Raw genomic sequence first — 25,759 nt, 5'->3', positions numbered from 1 at the left:
GAGAGCCGTATGAAGCGTCAACTGGTCATGTCACTGAACAATCCGATGATCCGCGACCACCGGGCGAACGGACAAGCCCTGCTGCCCGGGCTCGCTTATATAGACTTGCTGTATCAAATTTTCCGGGAACACGGCTATTCCTGTGCGGAACTCGAGCTTCGCAACCTGTCGATCCACCACCCGCTGATCCTATCGGGAGATCAGGTGATCGTACTGGACATCTCGGCAGAAGAAAGCGCCTCCGGACAGTGGATGATCCGAGCGGAAGGCAGAGGAAGAGGGGAAGACCGGGCACGCCAGCCGGTTCTGTACGCTGCGGCGGAGATGCATCTCGTAGCGGCTGTGGATTTCGGGGGACAGCTGGAAGAGGACGAGACCATGGAGGCTGCAGGCTCTCCGATCGATTTGGAGTCACTCTACGGAGAGTGGAGGCGGCGGAATGTCGTGCACACCGGCTTCATGAAAGCGGCCGGACACGTCCGGGAGACGGAGCAGGCTTATCTCGCAGAGTGTTCTGTGGGAGACGAAGTCGCGGGTCACGCCAAGCGGTTCATGTTCCATCCCGCTCTTCTGGACGGGAGCGGGGCCGGTATCGTCGGCCGCTGGTTGTCCGCTTCGCCGCAGGAGCGGGATTCGTTGTTCCTGCCGCTGTTCTTTGCCTCGTTTCGTGCGTCGGCCCTGCTCCAGACCGGCTGCACGACGAGAGTCCGTACTTCATCACTGCATTGCGGCGAAGAGCTGCTGACGATGACGATGGAATTTTTCGATGCGCAGGGCGTCAAAGTAGCGGAGCTCCGGGACTTCACGACTAAGCGTGTACGACAGGGGGACGGGGCGGCCCGGGCGGGGAGTCAGACGAGCCCTGCCGGAACCAGGCGGCGGAGTGCAGGCTTCGCGGAAGCTCAAGCGTTCCTGCGGAGGCTGTTGTCGGATCGGCTGGATCGGGCCGTGGACGACACTCAGATCCATGCCGGCTACTATGAGATGGGACTGGATTCGGCCGGGCTGCTGGCCATGGCCTCTGCGGTAGAGAGCCGTGTCGGCTCTGCGGTATCGCCGACCCTGCTGTTCGAATACACGACGATAGCCCAGCTCGCCGAGCACTTGGCATCGGCTTATCCGGGCTTTTTCGCCCCGGCAGGCGAGGAAGAACCGCTAAGGGGAGCCTCTCCTGAACATAGTCAACCTGTGCATAGCCGCCTTGAGCTTAGCCGCCCTGAGCAGAGTCGCCTTGAGTATAGTCGAATAGGAGCCGAAGCATCAGGCCTCACCGCCGCTGGCAGCGAAGAGGCGGCTCCTTTCGGGTCCACGTCTGCAGCAGCTGCAGACGGCGGGGACGAAGGCGGCATCGCCGTGATTGGCATGGCCGGGCGGTATCCCGGAGCGGAGAATCTGGATGCGTTCTGGGCCAACTTATATGCAGGCATAGACTGCGTAGGGGAGGTGCCCGCCTCCCGTTGGCCATGGCAAGCGCTGGAAGGGCTGGAATCGCCCTCCGGCAAGCCGCTCTCCCGCTGGGGCGGATTCCTGGAGAATCCGGATGGGTTCGACCCGCAATTTTTTCGGATCACGCCCCGCGAAGCCGAGACGATGGACCCGCAGGAGCGGCTGTTCCTGCAGACATGCTGGGAGACGATCGAGGATTCGGGCTATACGCCAAGCACGCTGGCGGCACCGAGAGGGAAGTACGGAAGAAGGAAGGTCGGCGTCTTCGCCGGCGTCATGCATAAGGATTATGCGCTGCTCGGGGCCGAGTCGCATGCCCAGGGGCAGTTGTTCCCGCTGTCGCTTACGGACGCGCCCATCGCGAACCGGGTGTCGTACTTTTGCAATTTTCACGGGCCCAGCATGACGGTCGATACAGTCTGTTCCTCCTCGCTGACAGCTGTGCACCTCGCCATGCAGAGCTTGAAGACGGGCGAGTGCGAGGTGGCTTTGGCGGGCGGCGTGAACTTGTCGCTGCATCCGGGCAAATATGTATCCTACGGCCTTATGGACATGCATGCAAGCGACGGCCGGTGCCGTACATTCGGAGGAGGCGGGGACGGCTACGTATCTGGCGAGGGCGTGGGCGCCGTGCTGCTCAAGCCGCTCCGGCAGGCGGAACGGGACGGAGACCACATCTATGCGGTGATCAAAGGCAGCGCAGTCAACCACGGAGGGACGGTGAGCGGTATTACGGTGCCGAGCCCCGTGGGCCAAGCCGAGCTCATCGGCGAATGTCTGGAGCGGGCGGGCATCGATGCGCGCACGATCACCTGCCTGGAAGCGCACGGCACGGGGACATCGCTCGGCGACCCGATTGAGATGCAGGGCCTCGGCAAAGCCTTCCGCGAATATACGGAGGATGTACAGTTCTGTTCGATCGGCTCCGTAAAATCCAACATCGGGCATGCCGAAGCGGCGGCGGGCGTCAGCGGACTGCATAAGGTCATCCTGCAGCTGCGTCACCGGCTGCTCGTACCGTCGCTTCATGCGGAGGAGCTTAATCCGTATATCGATTTCTCGGGATCTCCTTTCTATGTTCAGCGCGAAGCCAAGGCATGGGAGGAGCCGGTCCTGATCCGGGACGGCAGGGAGCTGAGGTTCCCCCGGCGGGCGGGCATCAGTTCGTTCGGCGCGACGGGTTCCAACGCGCACCTCATTGTGGAAGAGTATGTGCCGGAGGCCTCCCGCAGCGGGAAAAGGGACGCCGGGGAGGAAGAAGATGCAGGAGGGATGGTGCTCGTGCCCCTCTCTGCCAAGAACAAGGAACGGCTGCTTGCCTATGCGGGCAAGCTGCTCGCTTTCCTGAAGGGAGCAGGCTCCGGCGGACTGCCGGAATCGCTGGGGACGGAGCCGGACAGCGGAGCCCGCGAAGCGGGGCAGAGGACAGAAGAGGCCCGGAATACGGCGCAGCGTGACTTGGAACAGAGGCTGCGCTCCCTGGTGGCCGGGATTCTCGGGGTAAGGGAAGAGCTCATCGAAGCGGAGCAGGCTTTGAGCGAATACGGCATGGAACCGGTCCACTGGATGCGGCTCGGGGAGAGCCTGATCGAAGAGTTCGGTGCGGCCCCAGGCAGCGGCGCGCTGATGCAGGCAGGCTCGATCGCGGCGGCGGCAAGCCGGTTGGCTGCTGCCCAGCCGGCGTCTGGTGAGGAGTCCGGCATGGATAGCGTGCCGTCAGTAGAGGCGGCCCCAGTGGAAGCGGCCCCAGTGGAAGCCCCCACGCCTGCTTGCTTACAGCGCCCCGATCTTCGTGCAGACGACTTGGCCTACACATTGCAGGTCGGACGCGAAGCGATGAACGAACGCGCGGCCTTCATCGCGCGGGATCTATCCGGGCTGCGGGAGCTGTTGGAGCGCTTCCTGCAGGGAACGGAAGATCCCGGGCACATCTACCGGGGGCAGGCGAAGCAGGGCGCTGATCTATCCATGCTGTTCCAGGAGGATGAGGACTCCGGAGAACTGCTGCAGAGGTGGCTGCGCAAAGGACGGCTCGCGAATATCGCCCGGCTGTGGACCCAAGGAGTCGATATCGACTGGACCCAGCTGCACCGGCACAGCAAGCCCCGGCGGATCCCGCTGCCGACGTACCCCTTTGCGAAGGATCGTTATTGGCTGCCTGTGTCCGAGAGCAGAGGGAGTTCAACGGCTTCGGCAGCTTACGGCCTGAGGGGCGATGCTTCCCGTCTGCCGGAGACGACGGCCGGGGAGGCAGCATCCCGGAGCCTACGGCTGCTGCACAAAGCGTGGGAGCCCTGCCCGGAAGCTGCACTGCGCAGCGGTCCGTCTGGGACGGTCATCATCTTGGCGGATCATCGATCCGACCCGCTTGCCCTGCAGCTGGCCGAACAGCTCCAGGACAGCCGGATAGCCGGCGAGGCCGAACTGCTGCCTCTGGTCGAGGAGCTGCGGGCTTCCGGCTCTGCGATATCGGGCCTGATTGACCTTGCCGGCTGCGCAGCGAAGCAGGAAGCGTCGCTGGAGTGGATCGTTCCGCTTCAGCGCCTCGTGGAGCACGGAAGCGGGGATGGGCTGACGCTGCTCTGCGTCACCCGGGGACTGGAGCGGCTGAAGCGCGGGGCCGAGCCGGATGGCACCGCCTTGTCCGGTGCCGAGCGGGCCGGCCTGTACCGCATGCTGCAGAGCGAGTACAGCCATCTCCGCTCGCGGCATGTGGATGTGGAGGCGGATACGGACGATCGGACCGCAGCGGAGCAGATCGCAGCTGAGTTCCTGATGGACAGCGACGATGCGGAAACGGCCTACCGCCAAGGGATACGCTACCGGGCCGGTCTGCGCGAGCACGGTGAGGAAGTCGGCGTCCTGCCGCGTCTTCCGTTCCCGCAGGAGGGGGTGCTGTGGATCACGGGCGGCACCCGGGGGCTCGGCGCCTTGTGCGCCAAGCACTTCGTGCAGCACTACGGAGTCCGCCGGCTGGTGCTGACCGGCCGGGAAGCTTTCCCTCCGCGGGAGCTGTGGGATGATGCCTTGGCTCAAGATCCGGGCAGTCCGGCTGCGCGCAAGATCAAGACGGTACTCGAACTCGAAGCGATGGGAGCCGAAGTCCGGCTGCCCGCACTCCCCTTGACCGATGAGAGGGCGGTGCGGCAGTACGCGGAGGAAGTGAAAGCCGCGTGGGGGCCGCCAGGCGGAGTGATCCACTGTGCGGGGCTGGGGGATCTGGACACACCCGCCTTCATCCGCAAATCCCCAGGGACGATTCGGGAAGTGCTTGCCCCCAAAATGGCAGGAACCGATATCCTCTGCCGCTGTCTCGGGGAGGAGGCGCCGGCGTTCTTCGTCCTGTTCTCCTCGGTATCCGGGATTGTGCCGTCCTTGGCCTCGGGTCAAAGCGACTATGCCATGGCCAACGCCTATATGGATTATGCAGCTCAGGCTTACCGCGGCAGGACGCGGATGATCAGTATCCAGTGGCCGAACTGGAAGGAGACGGGGCTTGGCGAAGTCACAAGCCGGTCGTACCGCGAGACCGGTCTTCTCAGCCATACGAACGGGGAAGGGCTTCGGCTGCTGGACCACATCCTCTCGAGGTCCGACCTGGGTCCGGTTGTTCTCCCGACGGTTATCGACACCCGGCGCTGGCATCCGGGACGGCTCATGCAGCGCAGCCTGCGGGGGGTCGCACGTACCGGGGAAGCGGCACCCGCGGGACGGCAGACGGCGGCTGCCGCTTCTTCCGCCGCTAGGGGGGAACTGCTGCCGGCCGTGCAGAACTGGCTCGCGGACATCTTCGCCGCCGAGCTTAAGCTGGATGCGTCCAGCCTGGAGGCGGACACGCCGTTCCCGGAGTACGGCGTCGATTCGATTATGCTCGCGCAGGTGCTGCGGACGATCCGCCGCTTGCTTGGGGTGGAGCTCGAATCTTCCCTTCTCTACGAGTACCCGAGCATCGGCGCATTAGCCGCCCGTCTGGCGGGCGGGCACGAAGCTGTGCTGCGTAAGCTGCTTGAAGAAACGATTCCCGGGCGGGAAGGGCAGGACAGCGCGGAGCTTGCCGGGGTGGGCGGAGCCCATATCGGGCCTGAAGCGGTCACCGTCCTTCTTGATGCCCATCCTGAGAACCCTAGTCGCTTAGAAGGGGCACCCGGCCCGAATGCCGGGGAACTTGCTCCGGGAGATGTAGCGGTCATCGGGATGTCCTGCCGCTTTCCCGGGGCAACCGATCTGGATGCCTACTGGAGCCTGCTAGCCGAAGGACGCTCGGCGATCCGGGCCGTTCCCGAGTCGCGCTGGGCTGGCGAGGACGGCTTTTATGCCGGGCTGCTGGACGCCCCCCGAACCATGCGTACCTCCTACTTCCATATCGGAGAGGAAGACGCCCGAGCGATGGACCCTCAGGCTCATCTGATCTTGGAGGAGGCCCTGCGGACTGTGTGCCACGCGGGGTATTCCCCAGAAGACATCAAGGGCCGTGCCGTCGGCGTGTATATCGGCGCCCGAAGCCGGCATGAGCCAGGCGAGGAGAGCCTTCGCCAGGCACGGAACCCGATTCTCGCGGTCGGGCCGAATTATTTGGCTTCGAATATCTCGCAGTTTTTTGACCTGCGGGGCCCGAGCCTTGTGCTCGATACGGCCTGCTCCTCCGCGCTGGTCGGGATGGATTTGGCGGTCCAGGCGCTTCGCAGCGGCGAGATAGACTATGCGCTTGTCGGCGGCGTCAGCCTGCTCGGCTCGGCCCAAGTGCACCGGCTGTTCCGGCAGCGCGGCATTCTAAGTCCAGGACCCCGCTTCGATCTGTTCGACGGACGCGCCGAGGGCGTCGTCCTGTCCGAAGGGGCGGGCATGGTGCTGCTCAAGCGCGCCCGGCAGGCATCGGCGGAAGGAGACCGGGTCTGCGCGGTCATCAAGGGCATCGCCGTCAACAATGACGGCCGGACGGCAGGTCCGGCCACCCCGAGCCTGCAGGCGCAGACGGATGTGATACGCAGGGCGCTGGGAAGAAGCGGCAGAGGGGCGGCGGACATCCGCTATATCGAGGCGAACGGCTCGGGCTCCGAGGTCACCGATCTATTGGAGCTGAAAGCGATCCAATCCGTGTACCGCCCGGAGGGTATGCTGCCGCTAGGTCTCGGCTCGGCGAAGCCGAATATCGGCCATCCGTTGTGCGCGGAAGGCATGGCGGGATTCATCAAGCTGGCGCTTATGCTGCAGCACCGGGAGCTCGTTCCGTTTTTGTCGGGGCAGGAGCCGATGAAGTATTTTGACATGGGGTCGTCCCCGTTCTGCTTCCACCGCGAACGGTCCCCATGGGAGGAAGCCCATACGGCCGCACTGAACTGCTTCGCGGACGGGGGGACCAACGTTCATGTGATCCTGGAAGCCGGGAAGGAAGGAACGGCTTCTTCCGTGAGGCGGCATCCGCTGCCGGTCCCGGCTTCGGCGATGGATACGGCAGCGGCGTCTCCGGCGAGCGGAAGCTCTGAAGCGGCTGCTGCCGCAGGACGGACGGGTGACCGCAAGACGAGCTGGTGGAGTTCCAAGACCGCCGCCGGCGTCGCCACCGTGCAGTCCCCTTAGGGCAATACAAGACCATGATGGAAGACGAGGTAGGCGACAATGAGAACGGAATTCCGAATGGGAAGCGATCATCCGATCCTGCGGCATCATGTTGTGCTCGGTCAGGGCACGCTGCCCGGGCTTGCTTATATCGATTTGTGTTACCAATGGTTCAGGGAAGAAGGGTACGCGTTCCGGGAGCTGGAGCTCCGTCAGGTAACGGTCTACCGTCCCCTCACCATTCCCGAAGGCCGGGAAGCGGTGCTGCATGCAACCGCTGCCGAGATGGCGCAGGGACTGTGGCATATTCGCATCGAAGACGCGGCGCCGGAGCAGGAGGCGGATGAGGCAGCCGGAGGGCAGGCCTTCCCGGAAGGCTCCTTATATATGAGCGCCGAGATGCATCTGTGCCAGCCTGTATCGTTCGAAGACGTCCTTGACGTGCAGAAGGCCCGGATGGAGAACTCGGGATCCCTTCCCGTGGAGGACATGTATGCGCACTGCGCCCTTCAGGGAGTCCGGCACGGGGGCATCATGAAAGCCGGGGGCCGGATTCTGGAGCTCGGCGGGTCGGTCATAATGGATCTCACGGCCCCCGCCGCTGCTCCTGAGGAAGCGGACATGGAAGCGGAAGCGTTCATGTTCCATCCCGCCCTCATGGACTGCAGCGGTGCCGGAGGCGGCGCCCGGTTCACCCTCATGAATGGTACGCAGGCGTTGTACCTGCCGCTGTTCTATGAATCGTTCCGCGCTTCGGAGCTGATGCAGTCCGCCTGTCTGGCGAGGATCGAAGCCTCGTCCGTGCAGCGCAGCGAGGAGCTGCTCACGCTTACGATCGAGTTCTTCCACGAGACCGGCCGCAAAATAGGCGAATTGACCCGTTTTACGAACAAACGGGTTCGAATGGGCGAGGGAGGTCCTGAGGGGAGCCGTGAAGGGGATCGTGTAGGGAACAGTGCAGGGAGCAGCGACGGGAACGGTGCAGGGAACAGTGCAGGGAACCGTGCAGGAAACGGTGACGGGAATCGCAAGGATGACCCAGGCTGCACAAGCTTCATAGGGCGTCCAGCCGGGGCGGCGGACGTTCTCCATGTTGATTCAAGCGAAAGAGCCTCCGCACGCCAGTGGCTGCGGGAGCTGTTCGCGAACCGTCTGCAGCGGCCGGTGCAGGAGATCAGCACCCGGTCGGGCTACTACGAGATGGGGCTGGATTCCTTGGGTCTTCTCTACGTCGCCAAGGAGGTGGAAGGGAAGGCCGGATCCCCGGTTCCGCCGACGCTGCTCTTCGAGTATACGACGATTGGACAATTGGCCGACCATCTTGCAGCAGCATATCCGGGCCGGTTCGGGCACGGCAGCAGCCATGAGCGTACAGAAGGGACTAAGTCACAGGCCCGCGGAGCCGCAGCGCAAGCAGCAGCTGCCGTATTCGTGGCGCCGGCACTTACGCATGATGACGATATCGCCGTGATCGGCATGGCCGGGCGATATCCCGATGCGGACAGCCTGGAAGACTTCTGGAACAATCTGAAAGAAGGCCGGGACAGTATCCGCGAAGTCCCGCCCTCCCGCTGGGATTGGCGGCAGCTCGGCGGTCTCCGGTCGCCTTCCGGCAAGAGCATGTCCCGCTGGGGCGGCTTCCTGGAGGCCCCGGACTGCTTCGATCCGCAATTCTTCCGGATCACCCCCCGGGAGGCCGAGACGCTGGATCCGCAGGAGCGGCTGTTCCTCGAGACCTGCTGGGCGACGATCGAAGACGCCGGCTACACCCCGGGCACGCTCACCGCTCCGAAGGGAGTGCGGCAGAGACACCCGGTAGGTGTTTTCGTCGGGGTGATGCACAAGGATTACGCCCTGCTTGGAGCGGAGGCGGCTGCCCAGGGGCATCCGGTTCCTTTGTCGCTGAACTACGCGCCGATTGCGAACCGGGTATCGTACTTCTGCAACTTCCACGGGCCGAGTATGGCCGTCGATACGGTATGCTCGTCATCGCTGACGGCGGTTCATCTCGCGGTGGAGAGCATCCGGCGCGGGGAGTGCGAGGTCGCCTTGGCGGGCGGGGTCAACCTGTCGTTGCATCCGGGCAAATACGCCACCTACGGTCTGATGGACATGCAGTCCAGCGACGGCCGCTGTCGTACGTTCGGCGAGGGAGGGGACGGGTACGTGTCGGGCGAGGGCGTGGGCGCGGTACTGCTCAAGCCACTCCACATGGCGGTCCGGGACGGGGACCAGATCTACGGCGTGATCAAAGCCAGCGCCGTCAACCACGTGGGAACCGTCAGCGGCATCACCGTGCCGAGCCCGGTAGGCCAAGCCGATCTCATCGTAGGCTGCTTGGAGAAAGCGGGCATCGACGCCCGTTCGCTTTCCTACATAGAAGCCCATGGAACAGGAACTTCCCTTGGGGATCCCATCGAAATCCAGGGGCTGGTCCAAGCGTTCCGAGAACATACGGAGGACACCGGGTTCTGTTCGATCGGTTCCGTGAAGTCCAATATCGGGCACGCGGAATCGGCGGCAGGCATCGCCGGCCTCCACAAGGTTCTGCTGCAGCTGCATCACCGAACCTTAGTTCCTTCGCTGCACGGGCAAACGCCGAACCCGTACATCGATTTTGAAGCTTCGCCGTTCTATGTCCAGCAGACTGCGGCCGCCTGGGCGACGCAGAGGGTTACACCCGGCGGTACAGAAAAAGCAATCCCTCGCCGGGCGGGCATCAGCTCGTTCGGCGCTACAGGATCGAACGCCCATCTCGTCGTTGAGGAATATATTCCAGAGCCGGCACAGCGGACAGGGCGTGTCGCTAATCATCGGGGAAGCGCCGCTCTCCGGGTGCTCGTCCCGTTGTCGGCCAAAAACGCCGATCGGCTGCAAGCGTATGCCCGGAAGCTGGCGGATGCGCTGCGGTCCGTCCCGGATGCGGACGCAACCGACCTGCAATCCTTGGCCTACACGCTGCAGGTCGGACGCGAGGCGATGGAAGAACGCGCCGTCTTCCTCGTCAGGGAGCTCAGGGAGCTGCAATCCGCGCTGGAAGCGCTTGCCGAGGGAGCGGAGCTTCCGCTTCACGGCTGGCGGAGCAGAGTCACGGCGCATGGGGAAGAAGCCCTCGATGACTCGGTCGAAGCTCAGGCCGCGATCCGACAGCAGATCGCTGAAGGAAAGCTCGATTCGGTAGCCGAGGCCTGGCTGCTGGGACATTCCGTCCCCTGGCATATGCTGTACGGGGAAGGGAGCCCGCGCAGGATGAGCCTGCCCACCTATCCTTTTGCCAGAGAACGGTACTGGATTCCGCAGAGAGGCCCGCTCGCCAAGGGTCTGGGGGATGCCGCAGGGAACTCAGCACAGCCGGATAGCCTCCATCCTTTGGCGCAGCGCAATACATCGGACTTCTGGGAGCAGCGTTATCAGAGCACCTTCACCGGCGACGAATTCTTCTTGGCGGATCATCGGGTGCTGGGCCAGCGGGTGCTTCCGGGCGCGGCCTATCTGGAGATGGTCAGGGCAGCGGTAGAACAGGCGGCCGGAGAGCAGACACCGGAATCATCACGGCTCCGTCTGCAGCATGTCGTCTGGACGCATCCCCTGACTGTAGGGCGGGAACCCGTCCATGTGAATATTGGGCTATACCCTGAAGCCGGCGGTCTTGGGGAGATCGCTTATGAGATCTTCAGCCTGCGCTCTGTGCATGGGACGGAGACGGCGGAGTCTGCTATGACAGCTATGCCGTACACTGCCTCCGAGGAGGCCGTAGTCTACAGCCAGGGAAGCGCCGCTTTGGTTCCCGCTGCGGAAGAGGCGCCCCGCCTGGACCTCGAAGCGATCCGGGAAGCTTGCAGGGAGCGCACCTGGGACCGGCCCGCCGTCTATGCGGCGTTCGGCTCCATGGGACTGGACTACGGCCCTGCCCACCAAGGGATCGAGGAGGTGCACTCCGGCAGCGGGGAGGTGCTTGCCTATCTCCATCTTCCGCATGTAATGGACGAAGCGGCCCGTGGGTATGCGCTGCATCCCGGGATGATCGATTCCGCGCTGCAGGCCTGTATTGCCTTCCAGCTGGGCGGCGGGGAGCCTGCCGCCATGCTGCCGTATGCGATCGAGGAGCTCGTGCTCTACGGTGCCTGCGTTCCCCGGATGCGGGTGTGCGCGCGCCTCGTCAGCGAGAGCGGAGAGAGCGGTACGGCCGCCAAATATGACCTCGACCTCTGCGACGAGTCCGGCCGGGTGCTCGTACGAATCCGCGGATTCTCGGTCCGCAGGCTGGAGAAGCAAACGCTTCAAGCCCCTGCCGGATCGACGGGGACGCGGCAGGTTACCCTGCTCCTGCAGCCCGGCTGGGAACGGATTCCAGATCAGCCGGAAAACGCTGCAAGCAGCGAGCCGGAGGCGGTGCATGCGGCAGACCGCAGAGAAATTGTCTTCCTCTGCGGTCTGCCGCAGCCGGCGGTTGAAGCAGTGGAAGGCCAATGGGACGGCGTACGCTGCTGGGCCCTGCCGGCCATGGGACCAAGCCCGGCGGATTCATACCAGGCAGCCGCCGCTGCGCTGCAGGAGAGACTGCAGCTGGAGCTCCAAGACAGCGGGGATGCCCCGCTGCGGGTTCGGCTGCTTGTGGGCGGCGGGGGGACAGCCCGCCTGTATACGGGGCTCTTCGGCATGCTGCGGACCTTGCAGCTTGAACAGCCTAGGGTCAGCGTGCAGCTGATCGAACTGGACCCGGCGGAGACCGGGGAGTCAGCCGCCGACCTCTGCAGGCGGGAGAGCCGCGCCGGTGCGCAGGGGGCTCACCTGCGCTGCCGGGACGGCGGACTTTGGCTGCGGACCTGGAAGGAGACCGCAGCCGATCCCGGCGGTGACCCTGCTCCGCCATGGAGAGACGGCGGCGTCTACCTGATCACCGGCGGGGCGGCCGGACTCGGTCTGCTGTTCGCGCGGGAGATGGCTGGCAGCCTCCGGGAAGGCACCCTGATTCTGACGGGGCGTTCCCCGCTCGGAGCGGAGAAGCTGGCGGAGCTGCATGCCCTCCAAACCGCCGGTGTTCGCGTGCATTATGAACAAGCGGATGCAGCGGACCGCGGGGCCGTGGAGGCATTGATGGAGAAGATCCGCACCGGGTTCGGCGCGCTGCACGGCATCATCCACAGCGCCGGGGTCCTGCGGGACGGATGGCTTCTTCAAGGAAGCGCGGAGGATCTCCGGGACGTTCTCGCGCCCAAGGTGGACGGACTGGTGAACTTGGATGAAGCGAGCAGCTCGATGCCGCTGGACTTTATTCTCGCATTCTCTTCCGCCGCCGGCGCGCTCGGCAATCCGGGGCAATCCGCATATGCCGCCGCGAATGCGTTCATGGATGCGTATGCCGATTACCGCACCGGGCTCGCCCTCGAAGGCCGGCGCAGCGGCCGCATGCTGTCGGTGAACTGGCCGTTGTGGCAGGAGGGCGGCATGGGGCTGGACCCCGCTGCCGAGAAGATCCTGCTGGAACGCCACGGAGTGGCGCTTCTCGGCACGGCCTCCGGGATTCGGGCGCTTGCGCGGGCTTGGGCTTCCGGAGAGAGCCGCGTGCTCGTGCTGGAGGGGGAGCTCCCGCGTCTCAGGACGGACTTCCTGGGGGATATCCAGGTCACGAGGGCCCATACGCAAGCGGCACCGCAGCCTCAGACGGATGATGGCGGCAGCGAAGCGGATGAGCTGAGAGAGCATGCGGTCCATTACCTCAAAAAAGTGCTCTCCGCCGTCATCAAACTGCCGGTGAACCGGATCGAAGCGGAGGCGCCGCTCGAAGAGTACGGGATGGATTCGCTCGTCGTCATGCAGATGACGAACGAACTGGAGAAAACCTTCGGGTCGGTATCGAAGACGTTGTTCTTCGAATACCGCACTCTGGGTCAGCTTGCCGATTATCTCGTACGGACGTACCGGGAGCGGATGCTGCCGTGGCTTGGCCAGCATCGGAATGCCGCAGAGGGGCAGGACACCGGCTCCGTATCACTGCCTGCGCAGCCGCAGCCGCGTTCGGCCCGTTCCCGACGCACCAGCCGTTTCGCGGCAGCTTCAGGTGACGATACGGCATTCCGGAGTGGGGTATCGGAAGGCCCGGCCGGGATGGATATTGCGGTGATCGGGCTGTCGGGCAGGTATCCGGGAGGGAGGACCCTAGAAGAGTTCTGGCAAGTGCTGCGGGAGGGGAAGGACTGCATTACGGAGCTTCCCGGGGACCGCTGGAATTCATGCGCCGCTAGATCCGGCGGTAACCGGATCTGGGGCGGGTTCATCGAAGGGGTCGATGAGTTCGATCCCCAGTTCTTCCATATCTCCCCACGCGAGGCGGAGACGATGGATCCACAGGAGCGCCTGTTCCTGGAGCGGGTGTACGAAGCGATGGAGGATGCGGGGTATGTCCGTACGGCGGCAGCCGTACCCGGGCGGCATCATACGTCGAACGTAGGCGTGTATGTCGGCGTGATGTATGAAGAATACCAGCTCTACGGCGTGCAGGAGCAGCTTCAGGGACGGCCCGTGGCCCTCTCGGGCAATGCCGCCTCTATCGCCAACCGCGTCTCGTATTTCTGCAACTTTCATGGTCCGAGCATGGCGGTAGCAACGATGTGCTCCTCCTCTCTGACGGCGCTGCATCTCGCCTGCCAGAGCTTGAAGCAGGGCGAGTGCGAGCTTGCGGTGGCTGGGGGCGTGAACGTCTCCCTGCATCCGAACAAGTACGTGCTGCTGGAGCAGGGACAGTTCGTCTCGAGCAAAGGCCGGTGCGAGAGCTTCGGCAGGGGAGGAGACGGCTACGTGCCCGGAGAAGGGGTGGGCGCCGTGCTGCTGAAGCCGCTCGCCAAAGCGGTGGCGGACGGGGATCCCATCTACGGGGTCATCAAGGGAACCGCGGTGAACCACGGAGGCAAGGTGACCGGGTACACGGTGCCGAACCCGAACGCGCAGGCGGATGTCATCGGCCGGGCGCTCCGCGAGGCGGGTATCGATCCGCGCACCCTCACCTACATCGAAGCTCACGGAACGGGCACCTCGCTCGGGGACCCCATCGAGATTGCGGGACTGACCAAGAGCTTTGAAGCCTTCACGCAAGACAAGGAGTTCTGCGCCATCGGTTCGGTGAAGTCGAACATCGGGCACTCCGAGAGCGCCGCAGGGATCGCGGGACTCACCAAGGTGCTGCTGCAGATGCGGCATGGCGAATTGGTTCCCTCGCTCCATTCGGAGGAGCTCAATCCGCATATCGATTTTGCCCGGACTCCATTTAGAGTACAGCGGAAGCTGGAGGAATGGAAAAGACCTGTGCTGCAGATCCGGGGGGTCACCCGTGAGCTGCCGAGGACGGCGGGGCTCTCTTCCTTCGGCGCGGGCGGTTCCAACGCCCATATCGTGATCCAAGAGTATATCCCGACTCCGGCGCTCTCCGGCCCGGGGTCCAGCTTGCCTCCGGCTTCCGGCCCGGCATTGTTCCTCCTCTCCGCGAGGGATGGGGAGAGGCTGCGCGAGCAGGCCGAACGCCTGCTGAAGTGGGCATCATCCGGGGCTCTGCCTCCAGATCGGCTGGTGGATGCGGCCTTCACGCTCCAGGTCGGCCGCGAAGCGATGGAAGAGCGCCTTGCGCTGACGGCTATCTCGGTGGAAGAGCTCCGGGAGAAGCTGACGGCCTACCTGGAAGGGCGGGAAGAAGTCGACGGACTGTACCGCGACGGCGTCAAGCGCAATAAAGAGACGCTGGCCCTGTTCGCCCAGGATGAAGATATGGCGCGGACGGTAGAGAGCTGGGTGGCCAAAGGCAAGTTCGCCAAGCTGCTCGATCTCTGGGTCAAAGGCTTCCCGGTCGACTGGACGCGGCTGTACGGCGGGGAGGAGCCCCGGCGGATGCGGCTGCCGGTGTATCCGTTCGCCCGGGAACGCTACTGGGTTCCCGGAACGCCGGAGAGCAGCCGGGCCCAGGTGACCGGGACAGCGGCCGCCGTTCTGCATCCCCTCGTGCATGCGAACACCTCCGATCTGCTCGAGCAGCGGTTCAGCACGGCCTTCACGGGAGAGGAATTCTTCTTTGCCGACCATCAGGTCCTAGGCCAGTCGGTATTGCCCGGGGCGGCCATGCTCGAGTTGGCCAGGTTCGCGGTGGAGCAGGCGGCAGGCTCTCTGGCGGATGAGCCGTATCACCTGCGGTTGAAGCAGGTGGTATGGTCCCGTCCGCTGGCAGCCGGTACCGAGCCCCCACGCGTGAGTATCGGTCTCTATCCCGGAGATCAGGAGGGGATCGATTACGAAATATACAGCGGACTGCCGGCGGAAGACGGGGAGTCTGAGCTGTTCTCGACCGGGCGGGCGGAGCTGGCGGCTCCCGCCGGGGTGCCTCATCTGGATCTGGAAGCGATCAGGTCGGCCTGCAGCCACGCCGTCTATGATGCTTCTGCCTGCTATGATGCCCTGCTCACTCTGGGTATTCGGTACGGCAATGGACACCGGGGGATCCAGACCTTGTATGCGGGCACGGGCCAAGTTTTGGCGGCATTGGTCTTGCCCCCCCATCTCGCATCTACGCTGGAGAGTTACATCCTGCATCCGAGCCTGTTGGATTCGGCCCTTCATGCTTCGATCGGTTTTCATCTCGGAAACTTCGACGGCGGAGGGGAGCCTGGGCTTTCGGTGCCTTTTGCCCTCGAGGAACTTCATATTCTGGGGAGCTGCACGGCAAGGATGTGGGCTTATCTCCGGTACAGTGAAGGCAGCGCGCCCGGAGGGGGCGTGGAGAAGTTCGATATCGATCTCTGCGACGGGGAGGGAATCGTCCGCGTCCGGATGATCGGATTCTCCGTGCGCAGGCTGGCACAGCAGGGCGAAGCCCGCCCCCTGCCCGTCCACCTACAGCCGGCAGAAACCAAGGAAGAAGGGGGCATGAAGCTGCGAAGCCTGATCACGGTATGGGAGGCCGCTTCGCTGTCCTCCCTGCAGGAGCAGAGGGCGCAGCCCCCAAGCGACGGGGCGGAGGTACTCGTGATCGGGGAGAGCGGAGCGGTCCGCGAAGCGCTTTTGGAACATTGGAGCCGGGCATCAGTGCTAGAACTTCCCCGAAGGGCATCCGTTGCGGCCGTGGCGGAGCGGCTGGCAGCCGGTGCTCCCTTGCGCCATATCGTATGGATTGCTCCAGGGAAGACACCAGCATCTTCCGCGGACGAGGCATGGGTCGAGGCACAGGAAGACGGGGTGCTGATGCTGTACCGCCTGATTCGGGCGCTGCTGGAATTAGGGGCCGGGGAGCAGCCGCTCGACTTCACGCTGTTTACCGCAGGCACGCAGCATGTAAGGTCGAATGAAGCCGTCCCGGCAGCCCATGCGGCGGTTCACGGGCTGGCCGGGTCGATGGCCAAGGAATATCCGAACTGGCAGGTGAGAGTGCTCGATCTGGAGACGGGGGCGGGTGTCCCGGTCTCCATGCTGGAGTCGCTGCCTGCGGATCCGGAAGGCGGCGCTTGGGCGTACCGGAGTGGTGAATGGTATCGGCAGAAGCTGGTCGAAGTGGAGTCGCTGCCAGCTGTGGCAGAGACCTCTCCCTATAGGACAGGCGGCGTCTACGTGGTCATCGGCGGCGCGGGCGGCATCGGCGAAGCTTGGACCGAGCACGTGATGCGCACCTGCCAGGCGCAAGTGGTGTGGATCGGCCGGAGGGCCATCGACGATGCCATCCGGGCCAAGATCGGCCGGCTTGCGGCGATCGGGCCGGCGCCGCAGTACATCTCCGCCGACACGGCGGACCTGGCCAGTCTTCAGCGCGCTTACCGGGAGATCAAGGAGCGGCACGGCGAGATTCACGGCATCGTGCACGCGGCCCTTGTGCTTCTCGACGGCACGCTTGCGAAGATGGAGGAAGACCAGTTCCGGGCGGCGCTGGCCGCCAAGGTCGACGTGAGCGTCAGGCTGGCCCAGGTGTTCCGGGAAGAACCGCTCGATTTTATTCTGTTCTTCTCCTCCTTCAACGCGTTCGCGAGACCTGCCGGGCAGAGCAATTACAGCGCGGGCTGCGCGTTCATCGACAGCTATGCCGCCGCTCTGGCACAGGAGCTTCCCTGCCCGGTCAAGGTAGTGAATTGGGGATATTGGGGCAGCGTGGGCGCGGTCGCCTCGGAATCTTACCGGGAGCGCATGGCACGGCTTGGTGTCGGTTCGATCGAGCCGCCCGAGGCGATGGAAGCGCTGGAGCAGCTGCTCACGGGTCCTTGGAATCAGATCGCCGTGATGAAGACGGACCGGCCTGTCGCCACGCACCTGATCGACGCCGGGGAGTATGTGTCGGTCTACCCGGCTTCCCATGGGATCCCGCCAAGAGGTGTCCCGGCATGGCCCGGGACGGATGGTTCGCAGCCCCTGCACCCGGAGCGGTTCAGACGCGCCGAAGCGCTGATCCGCACGATGCGCAGCGTGGAGGAGGGGATCGCCCGACTGCTCGAAGGTTTGCTGCAGCTCCTCGAAGAGGGGGCGCAAGGAAACGGCTATCCGTGGAACAAAGCATTCTACGTCGGCTGGCTGAAGGAAAGCAAGGCGCTCCTCTCAGAACTGCGGGGCAGCGGGCCGTCTCTGCCGGCACAGCCGCTGGAGGCGCTCTGGGAAGAGTGGGAGCGGAGCAAAGCGCTTTGGCTTCTGGAACCGGGCCTCGAAGCTCAAATCATGCTCGCCGAGACCGTGCTGCGCGCACTGCCCGATATTCTTGCCGGCCGCACGCCGGCCACAGACATCCTCTTCCCGGGGTCGTCGATGGCGCTGGTGGAGGGGGTGTACAAGCACAATCCCGTGGCCGACTACTTCAACGAAGTGCTGGCTGATTCCGCAGCCGCTTATATAGAAGAAATTCTCAGCCGCCGGCCGGACGCTAAGCTCCGCATTCTGGAGATCGGCGCAGGCACCGGCGGCACGAGCGCGACGCTGCTCCGCAAGCTGAAGCCCTACCGGCATGCCATCCAGAAATATGGCTTCACCGATATCTCGCGGGCCTTCCTGATGCATGCGGAGAAAGAATACGGCCCGCAGCATCCTTATTTGAGCTGCGCCCTGTTCAATGCCGAACACAGCCTCGCCGGTCAGGGCCTCGATGCGGGAGCCTATGACTTGGCCGTCGCCACGAATGTGCTGCATGCGACGAAGAATATCCGCCGCACGCTGCGCAACGTGAAGGCGGCTCTCCGGCAAGGCGGCCTCCTGCTGCTCAATGAAATTACGGGCAGCGACCTCTTCACCCATGTCACCTTCGGCCTGCTGGAAGGCTGGTGGGCGTATGAAGACGCGGCGATCCGCACGCGGGGCTGCCCCGCGTTGTCCCCGGAAGCTTGGCAACGCGTACTCGAAGAGGAAGGCTTCCCGGCCGTAGCATTCCCGGCCCGGCATGCCCACACCTGGGGCCAGCAGGTGATCGGGGCGCACAGCAATGGGATCGTAAGGCAGATCCGTCTGCCGGAGGGAGGCAGGCCGTCGTCGGCACAGCACCGCGTTCAGCAGATAGGCGCCGCCGGCCCGAGCCCTGGTGTTACGGGGGCCCCGGCTTTGCAGACCGCTGCGGCTGCGGCAGGGGCGGGGAAAGACAGGGAGATCCTTCGCGAGAAGAGCCGGCACTACTTCAAGGGCTTGATCGGCGGCGTGCTGAAGCTGCCGGCCCACCGGATCGACTCGTCGGAGCCTCTCGAGATGTACGGGATCGACTCCATCCTTGTCGTGCAGTTAACGGAAACCCTCCGGCAGGTGCTGGATTCGGTCAGCTCCACGCTGTTCTTCGAATACCAGACGATCGACGCCTTGACGGAGCATTTTATACGGACCCAGGAAGAGGCGCTGCGGAAGCTCGTAGGCCTCGAAGATCTGCCGGCCGGGTTCCCTCAGGCTCCCTCTGCGGCACCGGGTTCTGCACCTCCTCTGCCCCCGGCCGCACGGCCGAACAGAAGAGGCAGGCGGAGTGGACGCTTCTCCTCCCGCACGGAAGGGGCACAGCCTTCGCAACCCGTGGAGCCGAAGCCTTCGGTGGTGCAGGACGTTGCGATTATCGGATTGTCGGGACGCTTCCCGATGGCGGAGAGTATGGACGAGTTGTGGGCGAATCTGCGCCAGGGAACGAGCTGCATCACTGAGATTCCGGCGGACCGCTGGAACTGGCGGGACTATTATGACGAGCATAAAGGAAAAAGCGGCAGCATGTATTCCAAGTGGGGCGGCTTCCTGAAGGATATCGACATGTTCGACCCGATGTTCTTCCATATTTCGCCCAAAGAAGCGGCCCAAATGGATCCGCAGGAGCGCTTGTTCCTGGAAGCCGCGTACGCTTCCATCGGGGATGCCGGCTATACCCCGGCAAGTCTGGGCGGCAGCAGCCGGAGAGTCGGGGTCTTCGCAGGCGTCATGAATGCGAATTACCCGACAGGGGCCAGCTACTGGTCGATCGCCAACCGGGTGTCGTATCTCATGAACTTCCAAGGTCCGAGCATGGCGGTGGACACGGCCTGTTCCTCCTCATTAACCGCGATACACCTGGCACTCGAGAGTCTCTACAGCGGCATGAGCGAGTGCGCGGTCGTCGGCGGAGTGAACCTGATCGTGGACCCCGTACACTATTTGAGGCTGTCGTCAGCGGGCATGCTGTCTCCCGGGGATACGTGCAGGGCGTTCGGTATAGGCGCCGACGGCTTCGTCGATGGGGAGGGCGTATGCGCGGTGGTCCTGAAGCCGCTCCAGGCGGCCGAGGCGGATGGCGATCATATCTACGGGATTCTAAAAGGCAGCGCCCTGGGTGCAGGGGGCAAAACGAACGGATACACCGTCCCGAACCCGGGAGCGCAGCGCGATGTGGTGTCCGAAGCGATGCGGCGGGCAGGGGTTCATCCCCGAACGGTCTCCTATGTGGAAGCCCATGGGACGGGAACAGCCCTCGGAGACCCGATCGAGATCGCGGGATTGTCCCAAGCCTTCGGCCGGGATACCGGCGACAAAGGATTCTGCGCGATCGGCTCGGTCAAGTCCAATATCGGGCACGGCGAAAGCGCCTCCGGTATGGCGGGACTGGCCAAGGTGCTCCTGCAGCTGCAGCACCGGCAGCTCGTCCCGACGCTGCATGCCGGGATCACGAATCCGGGTATCGACTTCGCGGATACCCCCTTCACAGTCCAGAGGGAACTCGCTCCCTGGGAGCGGCCTGTGGTCCGGATCGGCAGCGAGTCCAAGGAATACCCGCGCCGGGCAGGGATCTCCTCGTTCGGTGCGGGAGGAGCCAACGCGCACATCGTGGTGGAGGAATACGTACCGGCGGCGCGGGAGGAAGCCCGCAACCTAGTCAGCCCCCGGCAGCCGGCGTTGATTGTACTTTCCGCCAAGGATGAAGAGCGGCTCGGCGTAAGCGTGCGCCGGCTGCTCGAGGTCGCCGAGCAGAAGGGCTACACGGATGCCGATCTCAGGAACATCGCTTATACGCTGCAAACCGGCCGGGAAGAAATGGACGAACGTCTGGCATTCTGCGCCTCTTCGGTCGAGGAACTGAAGCTTGCTTTGACAGCCTATCTGGAGCAGGGGCATGAGACCTTCGAGCTGTACCGGGGACATGTGCGGGCAGGCAAGGAAGTGCTGTCGGCTTTAACTTCGGACGAGGACATGCAGGAGGCCGTCGACAAGTGGATCCGGGGCGGCAAGTATGCCAGGCTGATCGACTTATGGACTAAGGGGCTGCGTCTCGACTGGACGAAGTTGTACGCGGAGGAGCCGGTGCGGCCCCGCCGCATGAGTCTTCCCACGTATCCTTTTGCCAGAGAGCGCTGCTGGGTCTCCCGCGCACCTTACAGCGGGGCGGAGGTTCCACGCGAATCGGCACCTTCAGTGACCGCGGCGTCCGCTCCTATGACCTTCGAGGAAGTGTGGCGGGAGGAGGAGCTGCCCCTGGATCAGGGGGATGGCTCATCTGCTGCTCCTCCGAGAACGCTGGTCGTGTTCTTGACCGACCCGGAGCGCAGGCAGGTGCTCCTCGCTGACATGCGGAGACTGCAGCCGCAGACCTCGCTGATCTTCATCGGAGAGAGCGAGGGCGGCGAAGGGCATTCCGGTGAAGCGTATAGCGTCCGGGCACATGACCGCGGCTCGTTCGAAGCGGCGCTGCGGCATATCCGGGGAACCTGCGGCATGGTCGACGGCGTGCTGTACTTATGGGCACTGGAGCGCAGCGTGCATGTGCAGGATCCTACGGCGCTGATCCATCTCATCCAAGCGGTATCGGCGAGTGGACTGGAAGCCCGGCGAATCGTTGCGGCAGGTGCGTACGGCGATGAACTCGACCGCTGTTATCTTGAATCGTGGACCGGCTTCGCCCGTTCCCTCGGGAACGTTCTGCCGCGAAGCTCAATGACAGTGCTCTGTGCAGAGAGCGAAGGGTCATCCGCCGGGCCGCTCATGGGCGGTTGGGCCGGTCGGCTGTGCGCGGAACTCGGTACCGTTGGCCCCGCCAGCGTCCTTTACCGGAACGGGAAGCGGCATACGGGCCGTATTCGTCCGACCACGGCGAATCCCAATTCGTCCGCCGTGCCGGTGTGGAAAGCCGGAGGGACGTACCTCATCACCGGCGGATTGGGCGGGCTCGGCTATCTGTTCGCGGTCCATGCCGCGCAGAGGGAACGCGTGGGATTGATCCTGACGGGCCGTTCGCCCCTGGGCAGCGACGGGCTCGAGAAGATCCGGAGGCTGGAGGGGCTTGGCAGCCGGGTCGAGTACGTGCAGGGAGATCTGAGCGACCTGCCGTTAATGAGGGAAGGACTGGCCCGTGCGAAGGGGCGGCTGGGCCCGATCCTTGGCGTTCTGCATGCCGCAGGCGTGCAGGAGAACTCGAATCTGCTGGACAAAGACCCGGAGGGCTTCCGCCGGGTGCTCCATCCCAAAATCGGGGGAACCTTAGCGCTCGATGAACTGCTGAAGGAAGAGCCGCTGGATTATGTGGCCTATTTCACATCCTCGTCGGCAATTCTCGGGGATTTTGGCTCATGCGACTACGCGGTCGGCAGCCGGTTCCAGACGGCTTACGCCAGGTACCGGAATCTGCTGCGGAGCCAAGGGCTTCGCCGAGGCCGGGCCGTCGCGCTGAACTGGCCGCTCTGGAGAGACGGCGGCATGGGCTTCGAAGATTCGGATCAGGGTGAACTGTACTTGAAAGCGAGCGGCCAGCGCTACCTCGAGAAGGAGGAAGGGCTCGCTCTATTCGACACGCTGATGGAGGGGCTGGGAGAGCAGTATCTGATTCTCGCGGGCGACCGTGTCCGGGTCGAGCGCTTCTTAGGGCTTGCGGATGCACCTCGGACCGCCGTACGGACTCGGACGGCCAGCTTCAAAGCCACAGGGCAGCAGCCAACCAGCGGGCGGGGACGGAGTCTCGGGGACCGTCTGCTGGATGATCTTCGCCGCCATATCGGCGCGCTGCTCCATATTGCGCCGGAGCGGCTCGATCCCGAAGAGAATATGGTCGACTTCGGTTTCGATTCCATATCTTTGACGCAGTTCGCCGCTCTGCTGACCGGGGAGTACGGTATCGAAGTGACGCCGTCCCTCATCTACGGCTATCCTACGCTGGGGAAACTGTCGGAATATCTCCTAACGAAAGAGGAGGAAGCCCTGCAGGCGTATTATGAGCCGGAGGAGGGGACGGATCCAGCTGCAGAGCCGGGAGTTCCCACTTGGCAGGCGCCCGGCAGCATACAGGGATCCGAAGCTGCATCCGGAGAGGCGAACCGCCGCAGTAACACGGATGCTTCCAGGGATCCGTCAAGCGCCTCTACCGTCTCTAGTCATTCAGGCGGGATTCCAGCGGGTGGCGGGGGCCGGCCGGAGAGCCGGGAGGCTGCCATTCCGATGGAAGAAGTCCGGTCTCCGCGCGGTGCAAGCGATGAGAGCACGAAGAGCCTGTCCGAAGCGCCCCCTGTCCAGGAGCCGATCGCCGTCATCGGCATGAGCGGTCGCTTCCCGGGGGCGGACACGGTGGACGACTTCTGGAGGCTGCTGTTGGCCGGGGAGAGCGCGATCCGCGAGATTCCGCCGGATCGCTGGGATTGGCGCGATTATGCGGGCGATCCGCACCGGGAGCCGGGCAAGAGCCGGTCCCGCTGGGGCGGATTCCTGTCCCGGATCGATCAGTTCGATCCCCTGTTCTTCGAGATTCCTCCGAAGGAAGCGGAGCTTTTGGATCCTCAGCAGCGGCTCTTTCTGGAAGAAGCCTGGCATGCCTTGGAGGATGCGGGCTACATGGGCGAGAGGATCAAAGGCACTTCGTGCGGCGTCTATGTCGGGGCCGAGGAAAGCCAGTACGGCGACGTCACCGGCGGGGGAGGGCAGATCAGCTCCAACCAGAATGCCACTTTGTCGGCGCGTATTGCGTACAAGCTCGATCTCAAAGGGCCGAATTTTGCACTCACGGCGGCGTGCTCATCGGGTCTCGTAGCCGTTCACCAAGCTTGCCAGGCGCTGCGGCTCGGGGAATGCGATATGGCCTTGGCCGGCGGAGTCAGTCTGACCGTCTCGCCCCGGATGTATGCAGGGCTGGACAAAGCCAATATGCTGTCCCCCGACGGCACCTGCGCCGTGTTCGACCGTCGCGCGAACGGGCTGGTGCCCGGCGAAGCGGTCGCCGTCGTGGTGCTGAAGCCGTTGTCGGAGGCCATCGCGGACGGGGACCGCATCTACGGGACGATCGAGGCGAGCGGGGTGAATTACGACGGCCAGACGAACGGCCTGTCGGCCCCTAGTCCGGTGAGCCAGGAGCAGCTGCTCAGGCAAATCTATGGCAAGTATGGGATCCGCCCCGAGGGGATCGGGTATCTCCTGGCCCACAGTGTCGGCGCCAAAGTGGGGGATTCCATCGAATGGGCCGCCTTAACCGGCGCCTTCGGCCCTCCTGCCGGAGAAGGCCCGTCCTGCGCTCTCGGCTCGGTGAAACCGCTGATCGGCCATACGTTCGCCGCCTCCGGCGTGGTGAGCCTGATCGCCATGCTGCTCGCGATGAAGCACGAGACGATCCTTCCGGTGCCCGGCTTCAGGGAAGCGAGCGAGCTGATCCGGCCGGAGCGGAGCCCGTTCTATATGGCCTCCGAGCCGAGAAGGTGGTCGCCGCAAGGGAACCGGCCGCGGATCGGCGCCGTGTCCACTACCGGCATCAGCGGGACGAACGCGCATGCGGTCATCCGGGAATATGTCCCCGTACCGCGGCATTCCGAGGATCGGCCGGCCGAGGGCCCGGCGCTTCCCGAGGCGATCGTCTTGTCCGCCAAGAATGCGGAACGGCTCACCGAGACCGCCCGGCAGCTAATTGGTTTTCTCCGCAGTGCGTCATCTGCCGGGGTCTCCCTCCGGGACATAGCGTATACGCTGTCTGTCGGCCGGGAAGTCATGAAGTCGCGCCTGGCCTTCGCCGCCGGGACCAAGGACGAGCTCATCGCCCGTCTGGAGCAGTTCTGCGCGGCAGCGGAAGAGCTGCCGGCGGGCTTGTCCCAAGGAACCGGGGACGAAGGATCCCAGGGTTGGGGTGCCATGCTCGAAGAAGCTTGGAGCACAAGGAATCTGACGATGCTGGCATCCTTGTGGATGAAGGGTTCCCATGTTCCGTGGGCGAGGCTCTTCGAAGCCGGTCCTATGCCGGCCATCGTGTCGCTGCCGGGGTATCCCTTCAAAAGAAGAAGATGCTGGGCGAGCCCGCCTTCGGAGGGGCTTCCTGCCAAGGCGCAGGCGGCTGCGCTGCTGCCTCCCTCTGCGGACGAGGGCAATAAGACTGCTGAGCTGTACTCCTTCAATGCGATGGACCGCTCGACCGAGTTCCAGGAAGAGTATTTGACTTTCTGTCCGTTCGAATCCCGCATCCCGGGCTTCTCGATGAGCCGGGTTATGCTGAATCCGGAGCTGTATCCGGAGGAGGCCGCTCTCGTGAAAGCGAAGCAGGTGGAGCTGCGGCAGGTTCTTTTCTATAAAGAAGATTTCGGGCGTCTGTCCCGCGTTCTTGATATCGGCTGCGGCCATGGCACCGACGTCATCCAGATCGCGTCGTTGTACCCGCATCTGCGTACGCATGGTTACACGATATCGCAGGCCCAAGCCGAACTTGGGAATGAACGCATTGCAGCAATGAAGTTAAGCGGGAGGGCCCGCATCTTCCACAGGGACAGCGCGGCAGATGCATTCCCGGACCGCTACGACCTCGTGATGGGCATTGAAGTCTGCTGCCATATTGCGGATAAGCATGCCTTGTTCGCTAACATCGCCGGCTCCCTGCAGGAAGACGGGACCGTGCTGCTCATGGATTTTATCGCGAATCTGCGCGGTCCGATCGTGGATCCGGCTATCGGCATCGCCATTGCGACGGCTGACGAGTGGGTCGAGGTGATCTCGCGGCAAGGGCTGGTGATCGACGAGATCGTCGATGTCTCGCCTTGGGTGGCGAACTATCTGCACGACCCCGATTGCGAGCGGAATACGCGTGATCTGACCCCCGTAGCGCGGGACTCTCTGCGCAGCTACGCCAACAACGCCGTATCTCTCGGCAGGGGATGGATCTCGTATTGTTTGTTCAAGCTCCGTAAGGACACGGTCCTCGGAGAAACGGAGAGACGGGCCTATAATGCGGACCGTATCGCCAGCAAGACCCCCTATGCGGAAGCGCTGAAGGATATGCTGGGGCGCGGGACGATTCCGTACCCGCCCCATGTCCGCAGCACGACAGGGGACGCACTTCCAACTCGGTAGGAGGGAGCCACAC

2 protein-coding genes are annotated in these 25,759 nt (G+C 64.1%); both read left to right on the top strand.

Annotated elements, in window-relative coordinates; translation table 11 throughout:
- The first annotated feature begins 9 nt into the window (after window positions 1–9).
- Window positions 10–7,023 carry a beta-ketoacyl synthase N-terminal-like domain-containing protein gene (locus tag O9H32_RS19220; RefSeq protein ID WP_269867745.1) on the top strand — a complete coding sequence of 2,338 codons (7,014 nt, stop codon included), beginning with the start codon at window positions 10–12 and terminating at the stop codon, window positions 7,021–7,023.
- Window positions 7,024–7,062: 39 nt separating this feature from the next.
- Window positions 7,063–25,746, top strand: coding sequence for an SDR family NAD(P)-dependent oxidoreductase (locus O9H32_RS19215; RefSeq protein WP_269867744.1), 18,684 nt, complete (start codon window positions 7,063–7,065; stop codon window positions 25,744–25,746).
- The last annotated feature ends 13 nt before the right edge of the window (window positions 25,747–25,759 follow it).

This window comes from Paenibacillus caseinilyticus, assembly GCF_027533645.1.
Lineage (GTDB): Bacteria > Bacillota > Bacilli > Paenibacillales > NBRC-103111 > Paenibacillus_G > Paenibacillus_G caseinilyticus.
This window is presented reverse-complemented; position numbering and strand designations above follow the sequence as displayed.

Bases quoted from the DNA above. Each gene is read 5' to 3' on its own strand.
- O9H32_RS19220 (WP_269867745.1), top strand. From the start codon at position 10: ATGAAGCGTCAACTGGTCATGTCACTGAACAATCCGATGATCCGCGAC.
- O9H32_RS19215 (WP_269867744.1), top strand. From the start codon at position 7,063: ATGAGAACGGAATTCCGAATGGGAAGCGATCATCCGATCCTGCGGCAT.